The sequence below is a fragment of the Crenobacter oryzisoli genome (assembly GCF_030385785.1).
GTDB classification, from domain to species: domain Bacteria; phylum Pseudomonadota; class Gammaproteobacteria; order Burkholderiales; family Chromobacteriaceae; genus Crenobacter_A; species Crenobacter_A oryzisoli.
This window is the reverse complement of record NZ_JAUEDK010000024.1, coordinates 54,575-76,342: the sequence shown is the minus strand read 5'-3', so window position 1 is coordinate 76,342 and position 21,768 is coordinate 54,575. Positions and strand designations below refer to the sequence as shown.

General features: G+C 62.9%; 23 protein-coding genes and 1 pseudogene. 2 read left to right on the top strand and 22 right to left on the bottom strand.

Features of this window, described 5'->3' with window-relative positions:
- Positions 1–289 (top strand): transposase (locus tag QU481_RS14055; protein ID WP_289828758.1); only part of this gene is annotated, 289 nt, incomplete at its 5' end.
- A 1,559-nt stretch (positions 290–1,848) separates the two neighbouring features.
- Here the strand turns inward: QU481_RS14055 and QU481_RS14050 are convergent.
- The 14 genes and pseudogenes from QU481_RS14050 to QU481_RS13985 form a co-directional block, all read right to left on the bottom strand.
- Positions 1,849–2,037, bottom strand: a complete 189-nt coding sequence (locus QU481_RS14050) for a hypothetical protein (protein ID WP_289830654.1) — start codon at positions 2,035–2,037, stop codon at positions 1,849–1,851.
- 288 nt (positions 2,038–2,325) lie between these two features.
- Entirely contained in the window at positions 2,326–2,997 is a 672-nt protein-coding gene (locus tag QU481_RS14045; protein WP_289830653.1) for a hypothetical protein, read from the bottom strand.
- Positions 2,994–3,488: a hypothetical protein gene (locus tag QU481_RS14040; protein ID WP_289830652.1), complete on the bottom strand. Its 495-nt coding sequence runs from the start codon at positions 3,486–3,488 to the stop codon at positions 2,994–2,996. The genes QU481_RS14045 and QU481_RS14040 overlap by 4 nt, the downstream gene beginning before the upstream one ends.
- Entirely contained in the window at positions 3,478–5,403 is a 1,926-nt protein-coding gene (locus QU481_RS14035) for a DUF927 domain-containing protein (protein WP_289830651.1), read from the bottom strand. The genes QU481_RS14040 and QU481_RS14035 overlap by 11 nt, the downstream gene beginning before the upstream one ends.
- Positions 5,400–5,888, bottom strand: coding sequence for a toprim domain-containing protein (locus QU481_RS14030; RefSeq protein WP_289830650.1), 489 nt, complete (start codon positions 5,886–5,888; stop codon positions 5,400–5,402). The genes QU481_RS14035 and QU481_RS14030 overlap by 4 nt, the downstream gene beginning before the upstream one ends.
- A gap of 100 nt (positions 5,889–5,988) precedes the next feature.
- Positions 5,989–6,471, bottom strand: a pseudogene (locus QU481_RS23990) (primase-helicase zinc-binding domain-containing protein); the annotation flags it as partial.
- Between the two features lie 12 nt (positions 6,472–6,483).
- A complete protein-coding gene (locus QU481_RS14020) occupies positions 6,484–6,762 on the bottom strand; it encodes a hypothetical protein (protein WP_289830649.1) in 279 nt (92 codons plus the stop codon).
- A complete protein-coding gene (locus tag QU481_RS14015; protein ID WP_289830648.1) occupies positions 6,756–7,187 on the bottom strand; it encodes a hypothetical protein in 432 nt (143 codons plus the stop codon). Before QU481_RS14015 ends, QU481_RS14020 begins: the two co-directional genes overlap by 7 nt.
- On the bottom strand, positions 7,184–8,020 hold the full coding sequence (locus QU481_RS14010; protein WP_289830647.1) for a hypothetical protein: 837 nt from the start codon (positions 8,018–8,020) through the stop codon (positions 7,184–7,186). The genes QU481_RS14015 and QU481_RS14010 overlap by 4 nt, the downstream gene beginning before the upstream one ends.
- Positions 8,020–8,841: a Rha family transcriptional regulator gene (locus QU481_RS14005; protein WP_289830646.1), complete on the bottom strand. Its 822-nt coding sequence runs from the start codon at positions 8,839–8,841 to the stop codon at positions 8,020–8,022. The genes QU481_RS14010 and QU481_RS14005 overlap by 1 nt, the downstream gene beginning before the upstream one ends.
- 10 nt (positions 8,842–8,851) lie before the next feature.
- Positions 8,852–9,142 (bottom strand): helix-turn-helix transcriptional regulator, encoded by a 291-nt coding sequence (locus tag QU481_RS14000; protein ID WP_289830645.1) that lies wholly within the window; start codon positions 9,140–9,142, stop codon positions 8,852–8,854.
- Between the two features lie 165 nt (positions 9,143–9,307).
- The gene (locus QU481_RS13995) at positions 9,308–9,847 is read right to left on the bottom strand and encodes a hypothetical protein (RefSeq protein WP_289830644.1); all 540 of its coding nucleotides are present in this window, start codon (positions 9,845–9,847) and stop codon (positions 9,308–9,310) included.
- A gap of 344 nt (positions 9,848–10,191) precedes the next feature.
- On the bottom strand, positions 10,192–11,463 hold the full coding sequence (locus tag QU481_RS13990) for a tyrosine-type recombinase/integrase (protein ID WP_289830643.1): 1,272 nt from the start codon (positions 11,461–11,463) through the stop codon (positions 10,192–10,194).
- A gap of 242 nt (positions 11,464–11,705) precedes the next feature.
- On the bottom strand, positions 11,706–12,572 hold the full coding sequence (locus tag QU481_RS13985; protein ID WP_289830642.1) for a YicC/YloC family endoribonuclease: 867 nt from the start codon (positions 12,570–12,572) through the stop codon (positions 11,706–11,708).
- A gap of 181 nt (positions 12,573–12,753) precedes the next feature.
- Between QU481_RS13985 and rph the strand changes: the two genes are divergently transcribed.
- Positions 12,754–13,470, top strand: a complete 717-nt coding sequence (rph, locus tag QU481_RS13980; protein WP_289830641.1) for a ribonuclease PH — start codon at positions 12,754–12,756, stop codon at positions 13,468–13,470.
- A gap of 96 nt (positions 13,471–13,566) precedes the next feature.
- On the opposite strand, the gene QU481_RS23885 is transcribed toward rph, so the two are convergent.
- From QU481_RS23885 to QU481_RS13940, 8 genes are all read right to left on the bottom strand, one after another.
- On the bottom strand, positions 13,567–14,049 hold the full coding sequence (locus tag QU481_RS23885; protein ID WP_289830640.1) for a transposase domain-containing protein: 483 nt from the start codon (positions 14,047–14,049) through the stop codon (positions 13,567–13,569).
- Between the two features lie 115 nt (positions 14,050–14,164).
- On the bottom strand, positions 14,165–15,019 hold the full coding sequence (locus tag QU481_RS13970; protein ID WP_289830639.1) for a trypsin-like serine peptidase: 855 nt from the start codon (positions 15,017–15,019) through the stop codon (positions 14,165–14,167).
- Between the two features lie 70 nt (positions 15,020–15,089).
- Positions 15,090–15,857, bottom strand: coding sequence for a hypothetical protein (locus QU481_RS13965; RefSeq protein ID WP_289830638.1), 768 nt, complete (start codon positions 15,855–15,857; stop codon positions 15,090–15,092).
- Positions 15,858–15,945: 88 nt separating this feature from the next.
- Positions 15,946–17,268, bottom strand: coding sequence for a two-component system sensor histidine kinase RstB (gene rstB, locus QU481_RS13960; RefSeq protein WP_289830637.1), 1,323 nt, complete (start codon positions 17,266–17,268; stop codon positions 15,946–15,948).
- A 14-nt stretch (positions 17,269–17,282) separates the two neighbouring features.
- Positions 17,283–18,005 (bottom strand): two-component system response regulator RstA, encoded by a 723-nt coding sequence (rstA, locus tag QU481_RS13955; RefSeq protein ID WP_289830636.1) that lies wholly within the window; start codon positions 18,003–18,005, stop codon positions 17,283–17,285.
- 761 nt (positions 18,006–18,766) lie between these two features.
- Positions 18,767–20,008 carry an NAD(P)-binding domain-containing protein gene (locus QU481_RS13950; RefSeq protein ID WP_289830635.1) on the bottom strand — a complete coding sequence of 414 codons (1,242 nt, stop codon included), beginning with the start codon at positions 20,006–20,008 and terminating at the stop codon, positions 18,767–18,769.
- Between the two features lie 51 nt (positions 20,009–20,059).
- On the bottom strand, positions 20,060–20,275 hold the full coding sequence (locus tag QU481_RS13945) for a YgaP family membrane protein (protein ID WP_289830634.1): 216 nt from the start codon (positions 20,273–20,275) through the stop codon (positions 20,060–20,062).
- 54 nt (positions 20,276–20,329) lie between these two features.
- The gene (locus QU481_RS13940) at positions 20,330–21,763 is read right to left on the bottom strand and encodes an efflux transporter outer membrane subunit (protein ID WP_289830632.1); all 1,434 of its coding nucleotides are present in this window, start codon (positions 21,761–21,763) and stop codon (positions 20,330–20,332) included.
- Between the last annotated feature and the right edge of the window lie 5 nt (positions 21,764–21,768).

Below are 21,768 nucleotides of genomic sequence, written 5' to 3'. Positions count from 1 at the left end.
GTTTGTGATCGTCGATGGCCATCCGATCCACAAGGCGAAGCTGGTCAGGGACTATGTGGAGAGCTTGGAAGGCAAGCTCAACCTGTTCTACTTGCCGCCTTACTCGCCGCAACTGAATCCGGACGAGCAGGTCTGGGCGCACGTGAAGCGCCAGGTATCAAAGCGTCTGGTGCAAAACCATGAGGAAATGAAGCGGCTAGCAATCGGCGCCTTGCGTCGAATCCAAAAGCTACCCGGGCTGGTGAAATCGTTCTTCCGCCAGCCTGAGTGCCAATATGCCTGCCAGTGACAATACTTTTGCAAAGCTTAGTAACCGCCAGCTTGTTTGATTAACAAATCCTCAAAGGGGGAAATTTTCTGCGCGTGAGGGGATGCGCGGTTTCGAGCCATCGGCCGCGCTAGAGATTTGCACCCCCACCCCTTGGGTACGCCTCAACATGGCGCGCAGCCGGTGCGCCACGCGCCCACCACGTGGGCGGGTCGGTTTCGTCATTTTTCGTCATGCCGCGTTTCAGGTTTTCTCAGGTCAGCGTACTGGCAAATGCAGCATCCAACCTGAGCAATTCTGAGCATGAAAAAACCGCCTTGCGGCGGCGTAGTCAGTCGGGGCAAATCACGCGCTCTCTTGCGTGCAGTAGAGCGTTTCTTGCTCCTTGGGTACGTTCGACCTTGGCGTCAGTAGACAGCAGATGAAGGTACGTCGCTAAACGCTCTCGGTCTGACGAGTCAGGGAGGTCGATCAACACGCTCCTAACAAATGCATCCACCTCATGCTGTCCTGCCCCATGCTCACACGCGGCGACAAGCGAAGCAGCTATGTTCTTCACACGAACAGGAATCTCCCCGACGTTAATCATCCTGATCTCCAGATAGGCATTCATAACCATGATTAGACCCCCTAGTCGATCCTCTGGTCCTCCCTGTCGTCCAGCAAGCAAGCCAGCGCGCCGAGCAGGGGGTTCCGGGTGGCAAAGGCAAATACAAAGCCCCGAGCAGTAGCGCAGGGCTCGGTAATTGGTGCAGGGCATTTCAGACTCAGCCCTGCGAAAGTCATCTCGGAGGATGCTAAATCGTACTTGTTGTTACGAATGTATGACGAACGCAAAATGGGGGCGGGCTAAGTAGTTCTGGGCTCCGGGAATAGGGAATGACAAAGAGCGCCGTAGCGCCCCTTGCTCTGAACGGCTTACTGCTGTCTTGCCCGCTATAAAAGTAGGCAACTGAAGTACCTAGCCAAGGTACAAATTAAGTATAGCTCTTGGTGGATAGTGCCTAGACGTATCAGCTGGACGGTAGAAAAGGAAAAAGGCAGAGGCGTTTGGTTCTCGGGCTCTTCCATGTCCTTATGCAACCACCCGCGCCGTCACTTGTCTGTTCCCCAGCCCGTTACCGGCCTCTCACCACCTTGGTGCCTGGCTCCCCAGCATGATCTGCTTATAGGTAAGCGTGTGGCCTTCGTGGGGTTAGTTTTCGCAAATGGGCGCTTGCCGTGTTAACCGGGCTGTTAACCGGCTGGTGTAACCCGGAATCGCCCCCCGCTAGGGCGCGTGCCTCCTCATGCGCAGGGAAGGACACACCCCGTGCGAATCAACTCGGCCCTTTTTATGGACTCCGAAAACCCGTTGCCGATGTCGTCTAGGTTGGTAACTGGTAACCAGTCGGAAGCAGGCCCTTGCCGTGCGAACCGGTGCCGTGCGAACCAGATCGGCCCGATCTCGCGTGCGTGGGGCGCGAGATAGATTCGGAAACCTCAGTTTGGGGTATGGGCAGCACGGCACGGGCTGACGTCGCCATTGTGCGTCACGAAAAACCCGCCACTAGGGCGGGCTTGAACTTTAACTACTGGGCTTAGGCTGTCGTGTTGATGTTGTTTCCAACGGTCGCCGACACAGGTCGACGCTTGTTTTCCACTTCACCAACCTTGCTGCCATCATTGTCGCCGTCACTATCCACGGCCTTTTGCACTACTTGGCTAGTAGCGCCACTAAGGGCTTGGGAGTACTGATGAGACATAGAGTTACCGATGCTTGAGACCATGGTTATGTCCTTATTGGGGGAGGATTCCCCATGTCATAGTCCATGGCTTGCCTTAAGCACGTCTTAACTCTCACGGTGCATTCTTGCCAGCTAGGCTGTCACAGCTTGTCAATCATGCACTTCCGTTCGCGATCGGCCTCTCTCTCCTCCCTCATGGATTCGCGGCAGCGCTCCATCAGCTCACGCGTGCGGCGCATGACATCGTTGAAGCGCTTGCGGTCCTCGATCTCGCCGGCAGAGCGTAGACCATGCTTCCAGGCGTTCTGGCTACTCGCCTCCTTGCCCTCCTCAGTCCTTGGCCCGGTGCTCTTCTCCCACGGCTTCCACCGCTTGATAGCCTCGGCCTGCTTGGCCCGGCGCTCGGGCGTCCATCCATTCGCCATGCTGATGCTCCAATAGTTCGTTTGCCCTGTTTGCTTGCGGCGCAGTCGATCCGTGCGCGTGGGGTGCCGTGCCGTTGTTGACCTGCTGCGGCCCGCTGGTGACATTGGCCTGATTGGCGAACACGGCCACCCTCGGGTGCTTCACTTCGGCCAGCGTTTCCAAGGTAGCGCGGCACTGGCTCTGTGCCTTCATCGCCATCCGGGCGTAACGCTCGGTCGCCTCCAGGCTGTGTCCGACGTTGTGCACGGCCCGTTGTGCCATCAGGTTGAACAGGGCATCGAGCGTCTGCGCTTGGGCGGCGAGGACGGTTTCCGCATAGCCTAGATCGCCTGCCTGTACTTGGTCGGTGCGCTCCTTGAGGGCTTTGGCGTGGTCGCCGATAGAAACCGTCTCGTGGTCGAGGCGCAGCCCGCCGACGCCATGCAACTGCCGGGCGGTCATGGCGGCCTGAATGATCGGACTACTGGCGGCTTTCGCCATGGCCAGCTCGTCGGACTCGCCCTGTGCCTTCTCGATGATTAGGTCTGCCTTGGGCTGGGGTGCCGGCGGCGCGGCCTGCTTGCGTGCTTTGCTCATGCGTCTGGTTCCTCCTCGCCCGGCTGTAGCTCGGCGCACTGGCCGATGTAGTGCCACTGGTAGTACTGGAGCAGGCTCGGGATGTTCGTCTTACGCCACGGCTTGAATCCAGCGGCGCAAAGCCCTTGCGTGCCGGTCCTGCCGTCTTGCTGGAACGTGCCCACGCCGCCCCAGTGCTCGCACGTCATGCACTCATGCACCGTGCTCTCGTTGGCATGCCGTGCTCGCTCCGGTCGCCGTTCCTGCTCCACACCAGCAGGCAGCGGCAAGCTCAGTGCGGCGGCGGTGACGATGGGGGCGGTGTAGTCGGTCACCGGGCGTAGCCCTTGCGCGTGACTTGCTTCAAAACCGATGGGAACAACGGGAACAACGGGAACAAGCTTGCCTTGTTCTTGAAAATCAATGGGTTGTGATGCGGTTTTTGTTCCCGTTCCCACATTTTCGTGAATGGGAACAACGGGAACAGGCAGCACGGACAGGTCAAGATGCATGGCGTGGCTCCTCGGTTTCGTTCCAGATGGCCGGCGTGATCAGGTAGCACGGCTTCGGGCCGCCCCCCAAGCCCGGCATCCGTTGCTTGCTGGTGTTGCGGTCGCGGTCTGTCTTGAGCAAGCCGCGCTCGGCCATCGCTGCCGCGACGTGTGCGGCGTTGAAGCCCCGGCACACTTCGCGGCGGAATGCCTCGGGCAGCACATAGAACCAGGTGCCGCCGTCATCGGCGCGGCGGAAGCCGGCCCGGTTGATGGTCTTGGCGTTGTCCTGTTCGGCCGCATCCCAGGGCGTGAAGCGGCTTTCGCCGTGCGCCTCCAGGAAGGCGCGTACCGCGGCGATCCCTTCGCGCACCTCGCTACTGCCGGCCCCGCCTCGGGCGGCCAGCCATTCCCCGAACAGACGCACGGCGGCAGCCGTTGCTTCACCGGGCTGCCAACCGGTCAGGCCAAAGTGCGTCGCCAGTTCGCCGGCCGAGCCGACCAGCGCAAAGCGGCCCGCCACGCGCTTGACCTGTCCATCGGCCCCGGCCGGCACATCTTCGGCCAGGAAGCTGGCGCGGCCCTGCTTGAGAATGGCGGGCAGGCTGGCAAGGGTGGCCGGCTCGGTCAGCGCAGCGAGGAAGGCGCGACCAGCGGTGCCGTGTTGCTGCCGGGTCAGGTCGGCCAAGCGCTGGGCGAGTACATCGCCACCAGCCAACTCATGCAGCGTGTCGAACAGCCCAATGCCACGCCCAGCATCGGCGGCGATCTCGACCAGGCGAATCTCTTGCCCGGCGCGGATCTGCTTGCCGGCTTGGCGCATGTGCTCGGCCAGCCCGATTTCGCCGGCTGACAGGAACAGCGTGCGCCAGCGTGCCGGTGAGCGCGCCAGCCCGTTGCGGGTTGCCCGGACCTTGCCTTGGCCGTTGGCGATCATGTAGGCGTTTTCGCCGGCTTCGCGTGGATCGACCTGTGCCAGCTCGTCCAGGATCAGCAGCAGATCATTGCGCCCCAGGCAGATGCCCTCCAGCCCGTTGCTGGTGGTGCGCCACTTGTGCGGGTAACTGTCCGGGTGCCCCCACACCGATGCCGCCAAGTACAGCGCGGTCGACTTGCCAACACTGCTGCTGCCCATGAGGTGGAAGCCGCCATTCTCGTTGGCAAAGCGTGCCAGCGGCGCGGCAAAGGCCAGCGACATCGCGAACACCAGCCGCGAGTTACCGATAGCGAGCGCCGCCACCAGCTCGCGCCAGCCGGCCAGTGTGCCGGCCTGACTCATGCCGAGCGATTCGTCGCGCTCGCTTTGCAGGTGCAGCCCCTCGCCGTCGTTGCTGCCAATGACGCCATCCCACAGGGCGAAGGCGTTGCCGTGCCAGCCGACCCTATCGGTGCAACGCACCAGATGGCCGGGCTTGGCCGTCACCAGGTAGCCGATCAGCCGGTTGCGTGCCGCTCCGCCCGGTGCGATCAGCAGCCCGTTGCGGACCAGTTCGCGGCACAGCTCGACGCCATCGCCCTGCGTCATCTCCAGCGGCATCGCCCAGCGGTGTTGCCGGCCCTCGGCGTCGTGCCATTCCAGCAGCCGGCCCCACTCGCTGCCGTGGTCATTGCGGGTCATGGCGAGCACGTACAGCGGCGAGCAAATCCAGTGCGGCGGCCGGTCGCTGTCTGGTTCCAGGTAGTACAGGCCGGGGCGATCTTTTTCGCCGCGCAGCATCGCGTAGCCGGTCGGCAGCGCGCTGTTCCCGTTCTTGTTCCCGTTGTTCCCGTTGGCGATTTCCGGGAAATGGGAACAAAACGCACCGCTGGAAGCCCCGTCGTTATTGGCTTCGGCAGATTTGTTCCCGCTGTCCCCGTTGTTCCCATCGGTTTTTTCAAAGTCCAACGCGGCGGCCTCCTTGGCGTGGATCAGGTGATGCAGGTCGGTGGCCATCATGCGGCGGCCTCCTGTTGGCGGGACTGGTACACGTCGAGCCAGTCGGTGCCGGGCACACTGGGGGTGTGGATGCGGACGCGCCACGCTTCATCGAGCAGGCGCTTGGCCAGCTTCTTGGCAGCGTTCTGGCCGGTGCCGCTCACGTCGTGGTCGGCCATGATGTGCACATCAGTCGCCGACTCGGGCAGGGCGGTGTGCTCCAGCCCCCATGCCGATACCATCGCCCAGCACGGCAGACCTGAACCAAGGCGAACGGCAATCGCAGTTTCGATGCCCTCGGCCAGCGCCAGCATCCCACCTTCCGGCTCGTATAGCCGCACGGCCGCGCCGCGCATCGCTCCCTCCCGGGCGGTCAGCAGCTTCTTGGCATCCAGCGCCTCGCCAGTCGCCGGGTCGACAGGGTGGGCCTTGCGGCCGTCCGGTGTCAGGTAGACGCGATGCAGCGCGACCAGCTCGCCCGCCGGCGATGTGACAGCAGCAAGCATGGCGGGGAAGCTCCCCCAGGCAGACCGGTTTGCCGTCCACCTCGCACCAGTACGGCAAGGCCGGGTGGTGGCGCAGCGCAGCGGGGTAGATGGTCAGGTCTAGGCCACGCCCCGCCAGGTAACGCGTCACCGGATCGCCGGCCTGGATCGGTTGTGCCTCGCTCCACAGTCGGGCAACGGTGGCGCTGTTGTCGCGCTTGGCTGGTGCTGCCGGTGGTGTCGGTGTGCGCGGCATCGTCACACCAGCAGGCTCACCGGACAGCCCCAGCACGCCCGCCACCGACCGCAGTGCGGTCGGAAAATCGGCATTGAGCCAGTGCATGGCCAGCGCGAAGCCGTCACCGCCCAGGCTATCCAGCGAGCGGCAAACAAAGCGGCCTTGCCCCTTGTCGATCCACTGAAAGCGATCTCGGCCACCACACGCTGGACATGCTTGGTTGCGCTTCTTGGCGAGCACGTCGGCAGGAATGCCCAGCGCCACCAGCACATCAAACCAGCGCCCAAATGCGGCGCGGCGTACTTCATCAGCGTTGAGCGGACGGACCTTGCCCCCCGGTGTGTGACTTCCCGGAAATTTCGTCATGGTGTGGTGTCCTTAGCGGTCGAGCGTCTGGATCAGGTCGCCCGCATGCCCGGCGATCAGTGCGAACAGGATGCCTGCGGCGTCGCCTCCGTGTTCCTTCGCGTCTTCCATCGCCTCGGCCAACAGCGGGGCGAACACGTCGGCGAAGCCCTCGCAGAAGGCGGCAGCGGCCTCTTGCGCGTCTTCGCTGGTGTCGTGGGCGTCCAGGTGCCAGCGCAGGCCGTACAGCACGCGCAGCGCTGCCAGCTCGCCGTCACTTTCGGCCAGGTGCAGGGTGTTGGCTGTCAGCATGGCGCGGCCTCCTTACGGGCGGCCGGCTTGTCAGCCTGATGTGTGGCCGCGTGGGTTGCCTCTCGATCCTCACGGGCCCGCGAGGTGGCTTTCCCTTCCGATGCAGCCTGCATGACGTTCTGTAGCGCCGCTACGCCGTCGCCGATCTCTTGAAGCAGCCCGGCTAAGCCATACAGAATTTCAGACTCGGCCCCAATGGTACGGTCATAGCCAGCGATCAGCATGCCAATGGTTTTGGTGCCTTCGGCCAGGCGGGAAATGGACAGTTCGGCCGCATTTTCAATCCAGTGGAGTTGCTGGCTGCTGCCGGCACGCTCGACAGAGAATAATTCGCGGTTGTAGCCGGTCTGCTGCAACAGGTGGCCGTTCTCGATCAGCAACGCCATGCCAGATTGGAAGACAGGGAAGCCTGTGCTCTTGCTCATGCTGCACCCCCGATCAGGCGAACGAGCGTCAGGCCACTGATAGCGCGACGGCGGTACAGGATGAAAGCGATACGACGGGTAGGGAACAGGCGCGACAGGGCGCGGGGCATGATGGTGTACATGGTGCCTTCAGGATTAGCGTTCAAATTGCCGCTTCCCGCTGCTAATCGGGAGGGGCGGCGCAAGGCAGGGTTAGCAGACCGGCAATCCCTTACCGGCAGACCCGAAGGTCTCCCCACCAAGGCCGCCCATTGAAGACGCACCAAGGCTGCGAATACAGCATGTGCGCTGATTCGCAGGGATTGTTTCGGGCTGCTAAACCCGGTCGCAGGATTGACTGCGACGCCGTGACGATACCGACCCATGCCGATCGGGTCAACATCGCTTGGCATGTCATGACTCGTTCCGATGTAGCAAGCCTTTGATTGGCAAAGGTTGACTAGGGGTGCAGTCGAAACAATGAATTTCGTTGGATTGCGGATAGACAGCAGACTCATGCCGATAACTTTGCGATGCCTTGGAGTAAAAGCACTATTTGCTTGGGCGCGAGGCGTAACACGTGCATACTGGGCTTCGTAGCGTATGTCTGTTGAACAATGACGTTCTATCGATCTGTTGCTCCCCCTCACCCGGGGAGCATTTTTTTTGCCCACATCCTGCCTCTTGCCATTCAACCACAGGCTGTTGCCTCTCATCGGGGTGATGAGATTCCTCTGGCAAGCAGGAAAGCCGCCATCGATACTCAGTTTGTGTCCTCTGTTGTCCAAATCCGTTTTGGGGCTTGCGCCGCTCGCCATGTCCAAGGTGAGCGGTTTTTGTTTGCGGTGGGTCATTATGCGGACAGCCTCCCTTGGTCATTGGCGGAGATCATGGCGACGCCCGGCACGCTCTTGCCGATCAGCGCCGCGAAGCGCTCGCAGCGATCTTTCGCCAGTTGGAACACCGCCTTGTACGGCTCGCCGGCCGCCATGCCGTCTTGCAGTGCGCGTACGGTGGCGGTTTCGGCTGCGGTGAGGTGGGCGAGCTGTAGCCCGGTCAGCGTGTCGCGGAAAGCCTCGGGAACCTTGCCGGGCGGCATATGGAACAAGGCGCGGTACTCCATCTGGGTCAGCAGTTCGTAATAGCGCTGGGGCGAGTTACTGCCTTGGGCGGCGGCGTAGATGACAAAGGCGCGGATGGCGTCAGTCAGGTCCTTGCGGGCCCTCTTGCCGTCGAGCCGGGCGGTCTGCCAAGCGGAGTCACCCTTCTGGCTCGCCAGACGGATCAGCTCTGCCTCCAGCGCGTTGAACGCCTCGATGTAGCGCACCTTCCACGCATCGGCCTTGGCTCCGGTAAAACTCATCGCCAGCATGGTGAAGCCGTCGCGAGTGATGACATACATCGGCAGGGTTCGCCCCGTCTCATCGGTGTACTCACTGGACGCAAAATTGCGTTCAGTGAACGCAGCCAGCGTGGGCGTTTGGTGCATCTTATCCGTGCGCCGCAACACGTCGGCGTGCCGTTTGCCAAACACACGGGCGATGGTCAGCGAATCGGTGCGGACTTGTCCCCCGGCCAGACGGACCAGCGGCATGGCGTCGGTGCTGGCGCTATGATTCGCGATGGTGTGGGCGCTCACTACTGCTTCGGCGGGGCGGGCGTTTTTTCGTTTCATCGCCGCCTCCTTATGCCGCTTGGCCTTGTTCGTCGAGCCATTGGCGAATGGACTCGGCTTTCCAACAGGTCACTCGTTCGGACAACTTCAGAGGGGCAGGGAAGGTGCCAGCGCGAACACGTCGCCATAGCGTCGAGTCACTAAACGGGATGATCGGGCGCAGGTCGGACAAGCGCACAAAGCCGGTGGCAGGTAGTGCGCCGTAGGTGGCGAGAATGCCGGCTTGAGCCGGAGCGAGCTTGATGGTTTTGGCGTCAGCGTTGGCCGGTGCCAGTTTGGTGATTTTGGCTTGAGCTGCCATGTCGCGGTCTCCTGTGACACGTCGTTGATTACGTACCAATGAAACCGCAATGCCCCGGCGTACACGCAAGCGCTCAGGCTGTACACCAGGTGTACGGCTTTGTTCTGCCGGGGTGTACAGGCTGAATTGCCGGCAGGGTGTACAGGCAGGCTGAAAGTCGCGCCGTTACTTGCTTTTAGGGTGTACGACCTTGCTGGCAGCTCTAGCCTTGACGATCTCCGGGCGCGCTACTGCGTACACAGCGGCGGCCTCTCTCCCAGACAGTCCCCGGTGCTTTGCCTGCTCGGTAAGCCACTCCATTTGGTCTTCCTTGCTTGGGATTTGGTCGTCAGGCACTCCCGCTAGATTTTGTTCGACGTGAACTTCTAACAGGTCAATAGCTGGCGTTCTGTAACCGGGCAGCAGAGCCACGGGCTGCCTTTCCTGTTCGCGGACAACTGCCGGTGCCGGCAATGCCCGCGTGCCGATTTCACTCTCGATCTCCCGCTTTCTCCGAAGGAGCGTTTGCTTGTAGGTCGGCAGCTTCACCTTTGCCGCCCATTGAACGACTTGTTCTGTTTTTAGGGCGGTTTTCTTGGTGTCGAGAAGGTCGGCGTCAGGCAGGTTCGGATATTCGACTTCATAGGGATGGACTGTGCTCCATTCGCCCTCCCGCAGCTCCCACGCTTTCAGTGTCGATAAATCTCCGCACGAAATGGCGGACACAAAAGCCAGCCGCGCAATATGGGCATGTCTGATTTGAGGGCTAGCATCTGGCGGCTCAGGAAACGTGTCTTTATGTAGTACGGGGTCAATGCCCCCCCCACAGCATGGCTAGCCTATCCACGGGATGTGTCGGCATTGAGCCGTACAAATCCAAATTAGGCAGGCGCGCTAGCTCATAACATATCTGGTCGTACTCAATTTGCAGATCACTGTTATCGCTTTGCAGATCATTGTTATTGCCCATCCGCGCCCCCTATAGCGCAGCCCTGTGAATGGATTGCCGCGCTAGGCGGGCAGGGTTTCCCGCTTTTCGATTGGCCGATCTAGGCGCGGCAAAGCTGGTGTCAGGCCGTTTTCTTCCGGCCCTTGCTAATCGGTGTGACGTTGTACGGCTCGCCCTTGTCGAGCGCGTCCAGCAGCGCCGCTAGGCGGTTCAGCGCATCGCGACGTTCGGTGAAGTAGTCGTGGCGGTTGTAGATGCCTTCCACGCCCTTGATCTTGTGATTCAGACAGCGCTCGGCCACCACCGGGTCGATGCCTAGTTCGGCCAACTGGGTGCGGGCGGTGCGGCGCAGGTCGTGCACGGTGAAGTTCTCCACGCCCGGCATTTCGTGTTTCACCTTGCCCAGTGCGGTGCCTATGGTGCCCTCGTGGATGTGCGGCACCATGCGGTGTTCCATCTTGCGAGCAGGCAGCACCCAGGCGCTGGGCTCGGACAGTCGGCGCAGCTCGCGCAGCCAGCACACGGCGAGAGAGGGCAGGGGAATGTCGATCGGCTCGCCGGTCTTGGTGCGCTCACCGGGCAGGTGCCACACGGCCTCGTCCAAGTCGAATTCCTCCCAGCGTGCCGCGCACAGCTCCATCTTGCGGACGCACAGCAGCAACAGTAGGCGGATGGTCAGGTCGTTCTCGACGCTGAAGCCCTTTGCCATCCTCATCGCCTCGAACAGCTTCACCAGCTCCTCACGGGACAGGGCACGCTTGCGGGCCTTCTCTGTGCCGCCCGCGTCGCCCAGGTCGAAGGCTGAGGCGGGGTTGTACTCGACCATGTGCCGCTTGATCGCATAGTCGAACATGCGCCGGGTCCAGCGCAGCACGTCGTTGGCGATGGTCGGTGCTCCGCGCTTGACGATGTCGCGCAGCATGTCGTCGATGTGGCGCGGCTTCACGTCCTCGACCTTCATCTTGCCCAAGTGCGGCCCAATGTCCTTGTCGATCCGGCGGCGCACGATGTCGGGGTGCTTCCAGCGCCCCAGGATCATCCGCTCGTAATACTCGTTCGCCAAGTCGATCACGTGTAGCGCGGCCTTCTCGGCCTCGATCTTGGCGACGGCCTTGGCCTTGCGCTCTTGCTTCTCGGCAGCCACGTCATAACCAAGTGCGACTCGAGCGGTCAGTTCTTTCGCAGCTTCACGGGCCTTGGCAAGGGACAACTCGGCATAGCTGCCAACTTGCATCGTGCGTTGCTTGCCGGCGAAGCGATAGCGAAAGCGCCATACCGGCACCGTGTCCGCCTCTCGAAATCGCAGCCACAGGCCGTCGCCATCCGCTCTTCCCTCAAAGCGCTCCCCTGCCTTGATCCATGCCCGGATCTGCATGTCGGTTAGCTTGCCCATGCTGCGCCTCCTAAATAGCGAGTAGATGCCCCTAGCCCGCGCCAGCCTTGAAGGTCGAAAAACGCAAACAGCGAATAGGGGTGTGTACCCAAACCAACCTGCAAAAAGTGCGTTGGGTACACGTTTGGGTACACGCTAATTATGCGCTTTGTTGAGACGGTGTGACACACCATGAATGAATAAAGCCCCGACTGGCGGGGCTTTGCTGGTGTCGCTGACACGGCATGAAACGCCGTGAAAGTTTACTCGATGTTCTGGATCTGCTCGCGCATCTGCTCGATCAATACCTTCAGCTCGACCGAGGCCTGGGTCGTTTCGGTCGACACCGATTTGGAGCCGAGCGTGTTCGCTTCGCGGTTCAGTTCCTGCATCAGGAAGTCGAGCCGCTTGCCGGCCTGGCCTCCCTTAGAGAGGATGCGGCGCACTTCGGACAGGTGGGTGGTGAGGCGCGCCAGTTCTTCGTCGACGTCGATCTTCTGTGCGAACAGCGCAAACTCCTGCTTCAGGCGGTCGTCATCGACGTTCTCGACGGCGTCGCGCAGGCGAGCGGACAGTCGTGCCATATAGGCGTCGAGAATCTGCGGCAGCTTCGGCTTGATGCTGCTGATGATCGACTCCATACCGGCGATGCGTTCGAGCAGTACTGCCTTGAGCTTTTCGCCTTCACGGGCGCGGGTGGCGGCGAAGTCATCCAGCACTTTGGCGAGACCTTCGAGCGTCAGTTGCTGCAGCGTCTCCGGCGGCAGCTCGTTGGAGCGCAGCACGCCGGGCCAGCGCAGCAGCTCGGCGACCGACAGCTCTTTCACGTCCGGCGCGCGGGCGCGCACTTCGCCGGCCAGCTGGATCAGCTTGTCGAGGTAGTCGGTATTGAGCTCCAGCGTCGGGCTGGCGCTGTCGGTCTGGTTCAAGCCGACACGGCATTCGAGCTTGCCACGCGATACGCGGCTTGCGATCAGTTCGCGCAGTGCCGGTTCGATGATGCGCAGTTCTTCGGGCAGACGCATCTGCACGTCGAGGTAGCGGTGGTTGACGGCGCGCAGCTCGAGGCTGAGCATTCCACCCGGAAATTCGCGAGTGGTGGAGGCGAAGCCGGTCATGCTGAGGATCATGGCGGGGTTCCCAGTAAGGTTGAAGCTGTGGTTGGGCCGCCTGAATCGAGGTCTACACTCCATTCAGGGATAAAGGCACTATACACTAACTGCTTCCGGCTGACCGCTCAGGCGCTCGGTTACCGTCGTCGCGAGTGTCTTGCCGCGTTACAATCGACCGTTTTCATTTGGAACCGCCATCATGCGCCCATCCCAACGTAGCCCCCGTCAATTGCGCCCTGTGCGTCTGACCCGTCACTACACTCGTCATGCCGAGGGTTCGGTGCTGGTCGAGTTCGGCGATACCAAGGTGATCTGCACCGCCAGCGTCGAAGAGACGGTGCCGGGCTTTTTGAAGGGCAAGGGGCAGGGCTGGGTAACCGCCGAATATGGCATGCTGCCGCGTTCGACCGGTAGCCGGATGCGGCGTGAGGCGGCTAGCGGCAAGCAGAGCGGCCGCACCCAGGAAATCCAGCGGCTGATCGGGCGTAGCCTGCGCGCGGTGGTGGACCTAGTGAAGCTTGGCGAGCGTCAGATCGTGATCGACTGCGATGTGATCCAGGCTGATGGGGGGACGCGCACCGCCAGCATCACCGGCGCCTATGTGGCGCTGGCCGACGCAGTGAACGGGCTGATCCAGGCGGGCAAGCTGGCCGAAAACCCGCTGTTCGACCATGTGGCGGCGGTGTCGGTCGGCATAGTCGAGGGGGAGCCGGTGCTCGATCTCGACTACCCGGAGGATTCGGCCTGTGATACCGACATGAACGTGGTGATGACCGGTAGCGGTCGCTTCGTCGAGGTGCAGGGTACTGCCGAAGGGGTGCCGTTCAGTCGCGCCGAGATGGACGCGCTGCTAGGCCTGGCCGAGCAAGGGATCGCCGAGCTGGTCGAATTGCAGAAGGTGGCGCTGGCCGGCTGAGTCAGTGGTCTTACATAAAAAAACCGCGCTTCGGCGCTAATGCCGTTCACTTAGCAGATCGAACCTGTTTGATTGGGTAACGGGACGGCAGCTTTTTCACCACGCGGGGGCATTCACGCCCCCGCCGTTGTTTCGGTAGCAGCAACTCCCCGAGGCGTTCCCGCAGACGCAGCAAGCGCGCCGGCAAGGTGCCGGGGCTGCTGATCGCCAGCCAGCTCCACTCATAGCGCAAATCCTTCCCCGCTGATGCCGCTCATCCCAAGCCAGCGCGCTGAGCCCGAAGAGTTGGGCCAACGGTTCCTCGCCGAGGCGCTGCCGCGCCTGGGTCAAGGCGCTCTTGGCAATATCTGGATTGACCTCGTCAGGCAGCACCAGATCGAGATGAGCGACGACCTCCGGGATGGGCTGATGCCGGTACATAGCCAACGCAATGACCAGCCAGACGACCTGTTCGGCCGGCAATCTACGCCGGCGCACGCTGGCTTTGCCGGTCACTGCAAGCGCGTGGGCGATCCATGCCGGGTCAATTTGCTGAGAAAGCGCAGAGAAATCAGGGTGTTTATGAGCCTTGCTTACCATATTGACCAACGTGAGGGAGTCAACCTGGCCGGAGTATGAGCAAGATTCGCACCATGAAAAATGCCGTTCACTTGCTTAAGTGAACGGCATTACGCTTCGGCGCGGTTTTTTTTTATTACTGGGCAGCAGACGCGGCGGCGGGCTTGGGGCTGGCGCCACTGGCGATGAAGCGATCGAGTGCGGCGCGGAATACCGGTACCGATAGTGCCATATTGTCGGCGCGGTAGCGGTCCGCGGCACTGGGCGCGGAGCTTTGCAGTGCGATGATCGTTGCCTTGCCGTTGCCATCGATCAGTAGCAAAGGCGAGCCGCTGTCGCCGGGCAGGGTGTCACAGCGGTGGCTGAGCCGGCCGTCAGCGAGCAGCTTGGTGGCGCGACACTGTTCGTGCACGGTCAGGTGGCTGGGGTCGTCGATCGGATAGCCTGCCTGGGTGACTCGCCATCGTCTGTCGTCGAGATTGGCCTTCAGCGTGGCGCGGTCGCCGCCGATCAATGGCAGCGTGCCGAGTGTGCGGCCGATCGGCTCGGCCAGGCGCACGAAAGCGTAGTCGTAACGGGCGACGCGCGGGTCAACGAGCAGCCCGCCGCCTTCGATGGTCAGGCCGGCAAACAGGCGCCGGTCGACGAAAACGCGGGTGGTGGCGACGCGCGCCGCAGCGTGTTTGCCGTTGAGCGCGGCGGAGAATGTCACCGCCGGGTCAAAGCGACCGGTATCCGGGTCCTTGAAGCAGTGGCCGGCGGTCAGCACCACGTCGTCGGCAACCAGCGTGGCGGTGCAAATGCTGCCGGATGCGGTTTCGATCTGGCCGATGGCGCGCCAAGGCAGTGCATCGGGGACGAGGGTGTGGCGATCGTCGTGGCCGAAGAACAGTTTGCGCCGTTCGGCTTTGCTGATGGCGTGGGCGGGGCCTGCGAATGACAGGGCGATGAGGGCGGCGGCCGACAGGGCGGCGAAGGAGCGGATAGGCATGATGCGGAGTTTAAAATAAAAAACCGGGGTGCAGAGCACCCCGGAACCGTCATCAACAACTCACTGGGACTTACTTGGCAGCCGAAGCAGCCTTCTTCACAGTTTTCTTTGCAGCTTGGGCTTTCTGAGCGGCCGGAGCGGAAGCGGCTTTCTTCACCACTTTCTTAGCAGCTTGGGCTTTCTGAGCGGCCGGAGCGGAAGCAGCTTTCTTAGCTACTTTCTTAGCAGCTTGGGCTTTCTGAGCGGCCGGAGCGGAAGCGGCTTTCTTAGCTACTTTCTTGGTAGCTTGGGCTTTCTGAGCGGCCGGAGCGGAAGCAGCTTTCTTAGCTACTTTCTTGGCAGCTTGGGCTTTCTGAGCGGCCGGAGCGGAAGCGGCTTTCTTCACTACTTTCTTGGTAGCTTGGGCTTTCTGAGCGGCCGGAGCGGAAGCGGCTTTCTTCACTACTTTCTTGGCAGCTTGGGCTTTCTGAGCGGCCGGAGCGGAAGCGGCTTTCTTAGCTACTTTCTTGGCAGCTTGGGCTTTCTGAGCGGCCGGAGCGGAAGCGGCTTTCTTAGCTACTTTCTTAGCAGCTTGGGCTTTCTGAGCGGCCGGAGCGGAAGCGGCTTTCTTCACTACTTTCTTGGTAGCTTGGGCTTTTTGAGCGGCCGGAGCGGAAGCGGCTTTCTTCACCACTTTCTTGGCAGCTTGAGCTTTCTGAGCCGGAGCCGAGGCAGCTTTCTTGGTGGTCTTCTTAGCGGTGGTCTTTACAACCGGAGCAGCGGCTTTTTCAGCAGCGAAACCAGCGGTGGAAGCCAGGCCAAGGGCCGCAGCCAGGGCGAGAACGGACAGCTTTTTCATGCTTAACTCCAGAGATCGTATTCTAAGTTGGGTACCGGTTCCTGAGCTTAGGCCGGCTTTCCATGGGGGCGAAGTCTACGGTTGCCCTTTAACGATCGTCTGTTGCCGGTATGTTTCCCGATGTAACTGAATGTACGACAACGGGTTTTGGCCAGCGTAGCGTGAAGCGTGCGCCGCCGAGCGGGCCGTCGTTGTCGACGCTGATGCTGCCGTGGTGGGCCCGGGCAATGCCGGCGACAATGGCCAGGCCCAGCCCGTGGCCGCCGGTATGGCGCGCGCGGCTCTCGTCGAGTCGCACGAAAGGCTCAAATACCCGGTCGCAGTCCTCCGCTGGGATGCCGGGGCCGTCGTCCTCGACGCTGAGGGCCCAACCGTCCCGATCTTCGACCAGCTTCACCTGCACCGTGCTGCGCGCGTAGCGGCGCGCATTGGTCAACAGGTTGTCGAGCGCACGGCTAAGCAGGTGCTTGTCGGCCTGGATGGCCAATGGGGTGCTGGCATCGGTGGCGAGCACCCAGTGGAGTTCCGGTTCGATCGCGCTGATGTCCGCGAGCCGGGTGCGCGCCCACGGCACCGCATCGAGCTGGGTGAGCGCCAGTGTCATCTCAGGGCGGTCGAGCCGGGCATGCAGCAGCAACTCCTCGATCAGTGAGTCGATCGCGTTCAGGTCGCGCTCCATCGCCGCGGTATCGGCGTTTTCCAGCAGCGCCAGCCGGTAGCGCAGCCGCGCTAGCGGAGTGCGCAGCTCGTGTGCCACCGCATTGGTCAGCGACTTCTTGCTCGCCAACAACTCGTTGATGCTGTCGATCATGCGGTTGAACGCCAATCCCAGACGAGCAACGCCGGAGCGTTCCGACAGGTTGACACGGGTGTCGAACTGGCCGGCGCCGAGCCGGGTGGCGGCGCGTTCCAGTGCCGTCAGGTCGCGCCAGTGCGGCCGCATCCACAGGAATACCGGCAGTGCCAGTGACAGGCCGACGAAGGCCAGCAGCGCGTAGTCGAACCACTTGAGCTGGTGCAGGAAGAACAGGTAGCGCAGCGGGCCGGCGACCAACACGTAGTCGCTGTTCGAGATGCGCTGAAGGAACAGGTAACTGTCCTCGATCATCACGATGTCGCCATTAGCGAGTGCCTGGTACGACTCGTCGTCCAGGCTGTACTGCGATAGCGGCTCGACCTTGATGTGGAAGGACAGATCGTTGTCGGCGCGGGCGAGCATTTCGCCCCACATTTGCGGCGGCACCCCCTTCAGCTCGGCCTCGATCAGCGACAGCGAGGTGCGCAGCAGGTCGGACAGGTAGCGTTCGCCGACCTTGTCGACCGCCTGCTTGTAGACGGCACCTACCATGATCACCGCGACAATGAAGCAGGTGACCAGCAGCAGGTAGAACTGGATGAACAGTTTACGCATCGGATCGGTTCGCCTTACCAGCCGGACGGCGAGAACAGGTAGCCCTTGTTGCGCACGGTCTTGATGCGGAACGGCTCGGTCGGGTTATCGCCCAGCTTCTTGCGCAGCCGCGAGATCGCGACGTCGACGCTGCGGTCCAGGCCGTCATAGCTGACGCCGCGCAGCGCCTTGAGCAGCGTTTCGCGGCTGAGGATCTCGCCGGCGTGGCTGGCCAGCAGCCACAACAGGTCGAAGTCGGCGGTGGACAGAGTGATCAGCTCGTCGTCGAGCATCACGTCGCGGCTGACCGGGTCGATCGCCAGTTGGCCGAACAGCAGCTTCTGCATGGTGCCCTTGCAAGGCGCCGGGGCGGCGGCCTCGGCTGGAGCACTCGGGCGGTAGTCGCGCAGCTGGGCGCGCAGGCGCGCCAGCAGCACCGGCGGTGGGGTGGTCTTCAGGATGTAGTCGTTGGCACCCAGCTCCAGGCCGAGGATCTGGTTCATGTCGCTGTCCAGCGAGGTCAGCATCACGATCGGGCCGTTGAACTGCGGGCGCAGCTCGCGGCACACCGACAGGCCGTCCTTGCCCGGCAGCATGATGTCGAGCAGCACGAGGTCGGGCTTGGCTGCCAGGATAGTTGCCAGCGCGGTGTCGCCGCGCGGCTCGATCTGCACGTCCAGATCGTGGCGCGACAGGAAGTCGGAAATCAGCCCGGCCAGTTCCGGGTCGTCTTCGACAAACACAATGCGGTGGCTCATGCAGGAATACCTCTATGTATTGCTTAATCGTCCGAGTATTACTCGTGGCGCGGCGCGGCTCAAGCCGTGCGTGCCCGCCTTGATGAGGTGCGGCGCAACAGGGGAAGATTCTTCGTTTTTATTCAGCGTTTTACGGGCGCTTAGCTGGCTCGGCGGTTTGCGAGCATCGTCCATATCACGCGGCATGCCGCTTGCCGATGACCGAATTCCTCCCAAACGTCCGTTGCGTCGAATGTTCGTTGCCCCAATGCCGAATGGGGGCGACGGATCTGAGAAATAAGATATTTGTTGCTTGTCCGTTATCAGCACGAGCCGTAGCCCTTCACGATACACTCGGGGCAGTCTGCGGTCGCTAGCTTGCAATGCTGGCGAACTGGCCTGCAAGGCGTGCCGTCCGGTTGCTGGCCAACGAGATGGTCGCGTCCGGTCAGCGCCTGTAGCGCTGCCCCGGCACACCGCCGCCCGGCCAGGTCGCTGAGCTGGCGGCTTCGGAGCGCGCGGCCGCACGATGGTACTACGGCGGCCAACTCCAGGTCGTTCAGCCGTTCAAGTGACAGCGTGCGCAGCACCGTCTTGGGCCAGGCCGGCACGGGTGCGCGCTCAAGAGGGGAGAACAGCGCTTGCACCAGGCCCGGTCGCAGCCGTTCCAGGCGCATGCTTAGAGGAGGGACGTCGCTCGGCGTCATCCTTTGACCGCCTTGCTGTCGCGTGCCACATCGGTCATTTGCCCAGACCCCGCCGTCCGGCAAATGACCGGTGCATTAGGCGGCGCAGGTCTGTTCGGCGCAGATGCGTTGGGCGATATGGGCCGCGTCCTCGGCCACCCCGGCCAGCAGCCCGGATTTCTGCTTGTGGAGCCAGGGCAGGCCGACGAAGTACAGGCCCGGCTGCGCGGTGGCACCGCGCTGCTGGATCGGGTAGCCGTCCTCGTCGAAGATCGGGAACTTGACCATGCCGAAGTCGAAGTCGTAGCCGATCGCCCAGATGACGGTCCGGATGCCGCTGGCGGCGAGGTCGAGTTCGTCGATGGCCGTCTGCGCATAGCCATCCTGCCATTGCGGCAAGGCTTCGAGCGGCGCGTCGATGCCGGCCTGGGCGATGTAGGCGTCGATGCCCTGCAGCATGTCGGCTTCGAACTTGTCGGCCTTGGCCAGGTTGTCGTGCAGATCGCCCGCTAGCCGCAGCTTGCCGTCCTCTACATTCTGCAGGCGGCCCAAGAGCCGGATGCCGTCGCGCGCGAACTGGTGCAGGTTGAGGCTGCCGCCGTCGCTCTTTCCTGCCATGTGCGGGTTGGCGGCGAACTTGGCCCTGGGGCTCGGCAACTGGTCGACAGTGCGGTCGGAAAAGCCCATCAGTGCCGCCCAAGCGAAGATGTCGCGGCCGCGATAAGTACGCGGAATGCGTCCCGCCCCGCTGGTGCACAGGTAGACGGGGCGGCCGCTCTGGTGCAGCTCCTGCGCGATCTGGCAGCCCGACTGCGAGCTGCCGACCACGAGGACGCCCCCCTCGGGCAGCTGGTCTGGGTTGCGATAGTCGCCCGAATGCAGCTGGACGACGTCGGCCGGCAGGCGCTCGGCGAACACCGGAATCCGCGGCGCTTGGAACAGGCCGGTGGCCACGACCACGTTGCGTGCCTGGTAGGTGGTGTCCTGGGTATGCACCAGGAAGCCCCCCTCCGGGCTGGCCTCGACCGCGCTGACCCGGGTACGGGTGCGCAGCGGCAGGCCGAACTTGTCGGCATAGCCGGCGAAGATTTCGACCACCTGGTCGCGGTCGAGGAAGCCGGCCGGGTCGTCCCCGGCGTACTCGGCGCCGGGCAGCCGGAACGCCCAGTTCGGCGTGACCAGGGTGAAGGAGTCCCAGCGGCCGTCGCGCCAGGCCGAACCGGCCTGGTCGGACTGTTCGAGGATCAGGTGCTCGCGGCCTTGCTGCTTCAGGTAATAACTGGTGGCCAGGCCGCCCTGTCCGCCGCCGATGATGAGGGTGTCGATGGATTGAATCATGGTATGTCGCGCTGCATGGGGTGAAGGGCCTGTCGGCCCGGGCGGTGGCGGCTACTGCTTGCTCTTGGCGTCCAGTTTCCTGCCGACCATGGCACAGGCCGGGCAGAAACCGATCAGTCCGAAGAACAGGAAGGCGGCGGCGCTGACCACGATCAGCCCGCGAATCCAGCCTGCCAGCGGCAGCGACAGGGCCACGATGATGACGAGCAGGCCGGCGAGGACGCGCAGCACTCGCTCCCAGCGCGGAAGGTTTTTCTGATAGAACATGTTGTGTACCGTGTAAAAGTGAGGTTGGACGGGGGTTAAGGGAGTTAAGGGGGCTTAGCGGGGCGTCGCTGCGGCGTCTTCGTGCCAGCCGCCGCCCAGCACATACACCAGTTGGGTCGAGGCCAGCAGCCCCTTCAGGTGGTTGCGCTGAAGCTTGAGCTCGGCGGCGGCCAGGTCGCGATCGGCCTGGGCGACGTCCAGATAATTCACCGCGCCCTTGTCGTAGCGCGCATGGGCCAGGCGGGACACGCGCTGCGCCGAGTCGCGCGCCGCTTGCAGCAGCGCGGCCTGGTTGCGGCAGGATTCGGCCTCGGTCAGCGCATCGTCCACTTCGCGCAGCGCGATCAGGAGCTGGACCTTGTGGACGTTGAGCGCCTCCTGGTAGCGCGCGTCGGCGATGGTCTGGTTGGCGCGGATTCGTCCGCCGTCGAGGATGGGCAGCGAAATGGCGATCGGCCCGAGCGAGAACTGGCGCGAATCGCTATTCGTCAGGTTCCTCAGATCCATCGAGGCGAAGCCGAAATTGCCGGTCAGGCTGATCGATGGGTAAAAGGCGGTGTCGGCGATTTCCTTCTGCGCCAGCAAGGCGCGGATGTTCTGGGCCGACTGCGCCAAATCCGGGCGGTGGCGTAGGATGGAGGCCGGCAGGCCGGGGCTGATCTCCGGCACCTCCGGCAGCCGATAAGCCGCATCGCGCGGCACGCTGAACTGCGCCACCGGCCTGACCGTCAGCGTCGCCAACTCGTGCTCGGCAAAGCTCATGCGCTTCTTCGCGTCTTCGATGTCGGCCTCAGCGTTGCGCGATTCGAGCCGCGCGCGTGCCAGGTCCAGCTCTCCGATCAGGCCTGCCTCGAAGCGTCCGGCCAGCACGCTCTCGGCCTCGGTGCGCTGCTGGCGGATGTCGGTGAGCAGCGCGAGGTCGGACTCGGCCAACCGGTACTGCCAGTAGCTGACCGCCACCTCCCAGCTGAGCGTCTGTTCGATCATGCGGGCGTAGGCTTGCTCGGCCTCTTCGCCGGCCTTGGCCGCTGCCACCGCGTAGCCGACCCGGTTCCAGACATCGACCTGCCACGCGGCGTCGAATCCGGCGGTGAACTTGTCGCCGCTGATGGTCTGGTGGCCCAGGATCTGGCCCAGTGCGGTATTGGTCGATGTGCGCGAGTTGCTGAAGCCAACGCCGGCGTTCAGCTGCGGCAGCCGGTCGGCGTTGGCCAGCCGGGTCTGCGCCTCGGCGGCGATCTGGCGCAGGTGCGCCACCTGGGTGTAGGGGTTGTCGCGCAGCGTGGTTTCCACCAGCTTGTTCAGCGTGGCGTCGTGGTACAGCCGCCACCACTGGCGCGGCACATTGTTCTCGGACGCGGCGCTGGCATGCTGGTAGCTGGGGGGCACGAGCTCAGTCGGTGCCGGTGGGGTCAGCGCCGGGGTGGCGCAGCCGGCCAGCAGCGAGGCCAGCGCGGAACAGATCACGGTTTGTTTCAACAGGGTCATTGTCT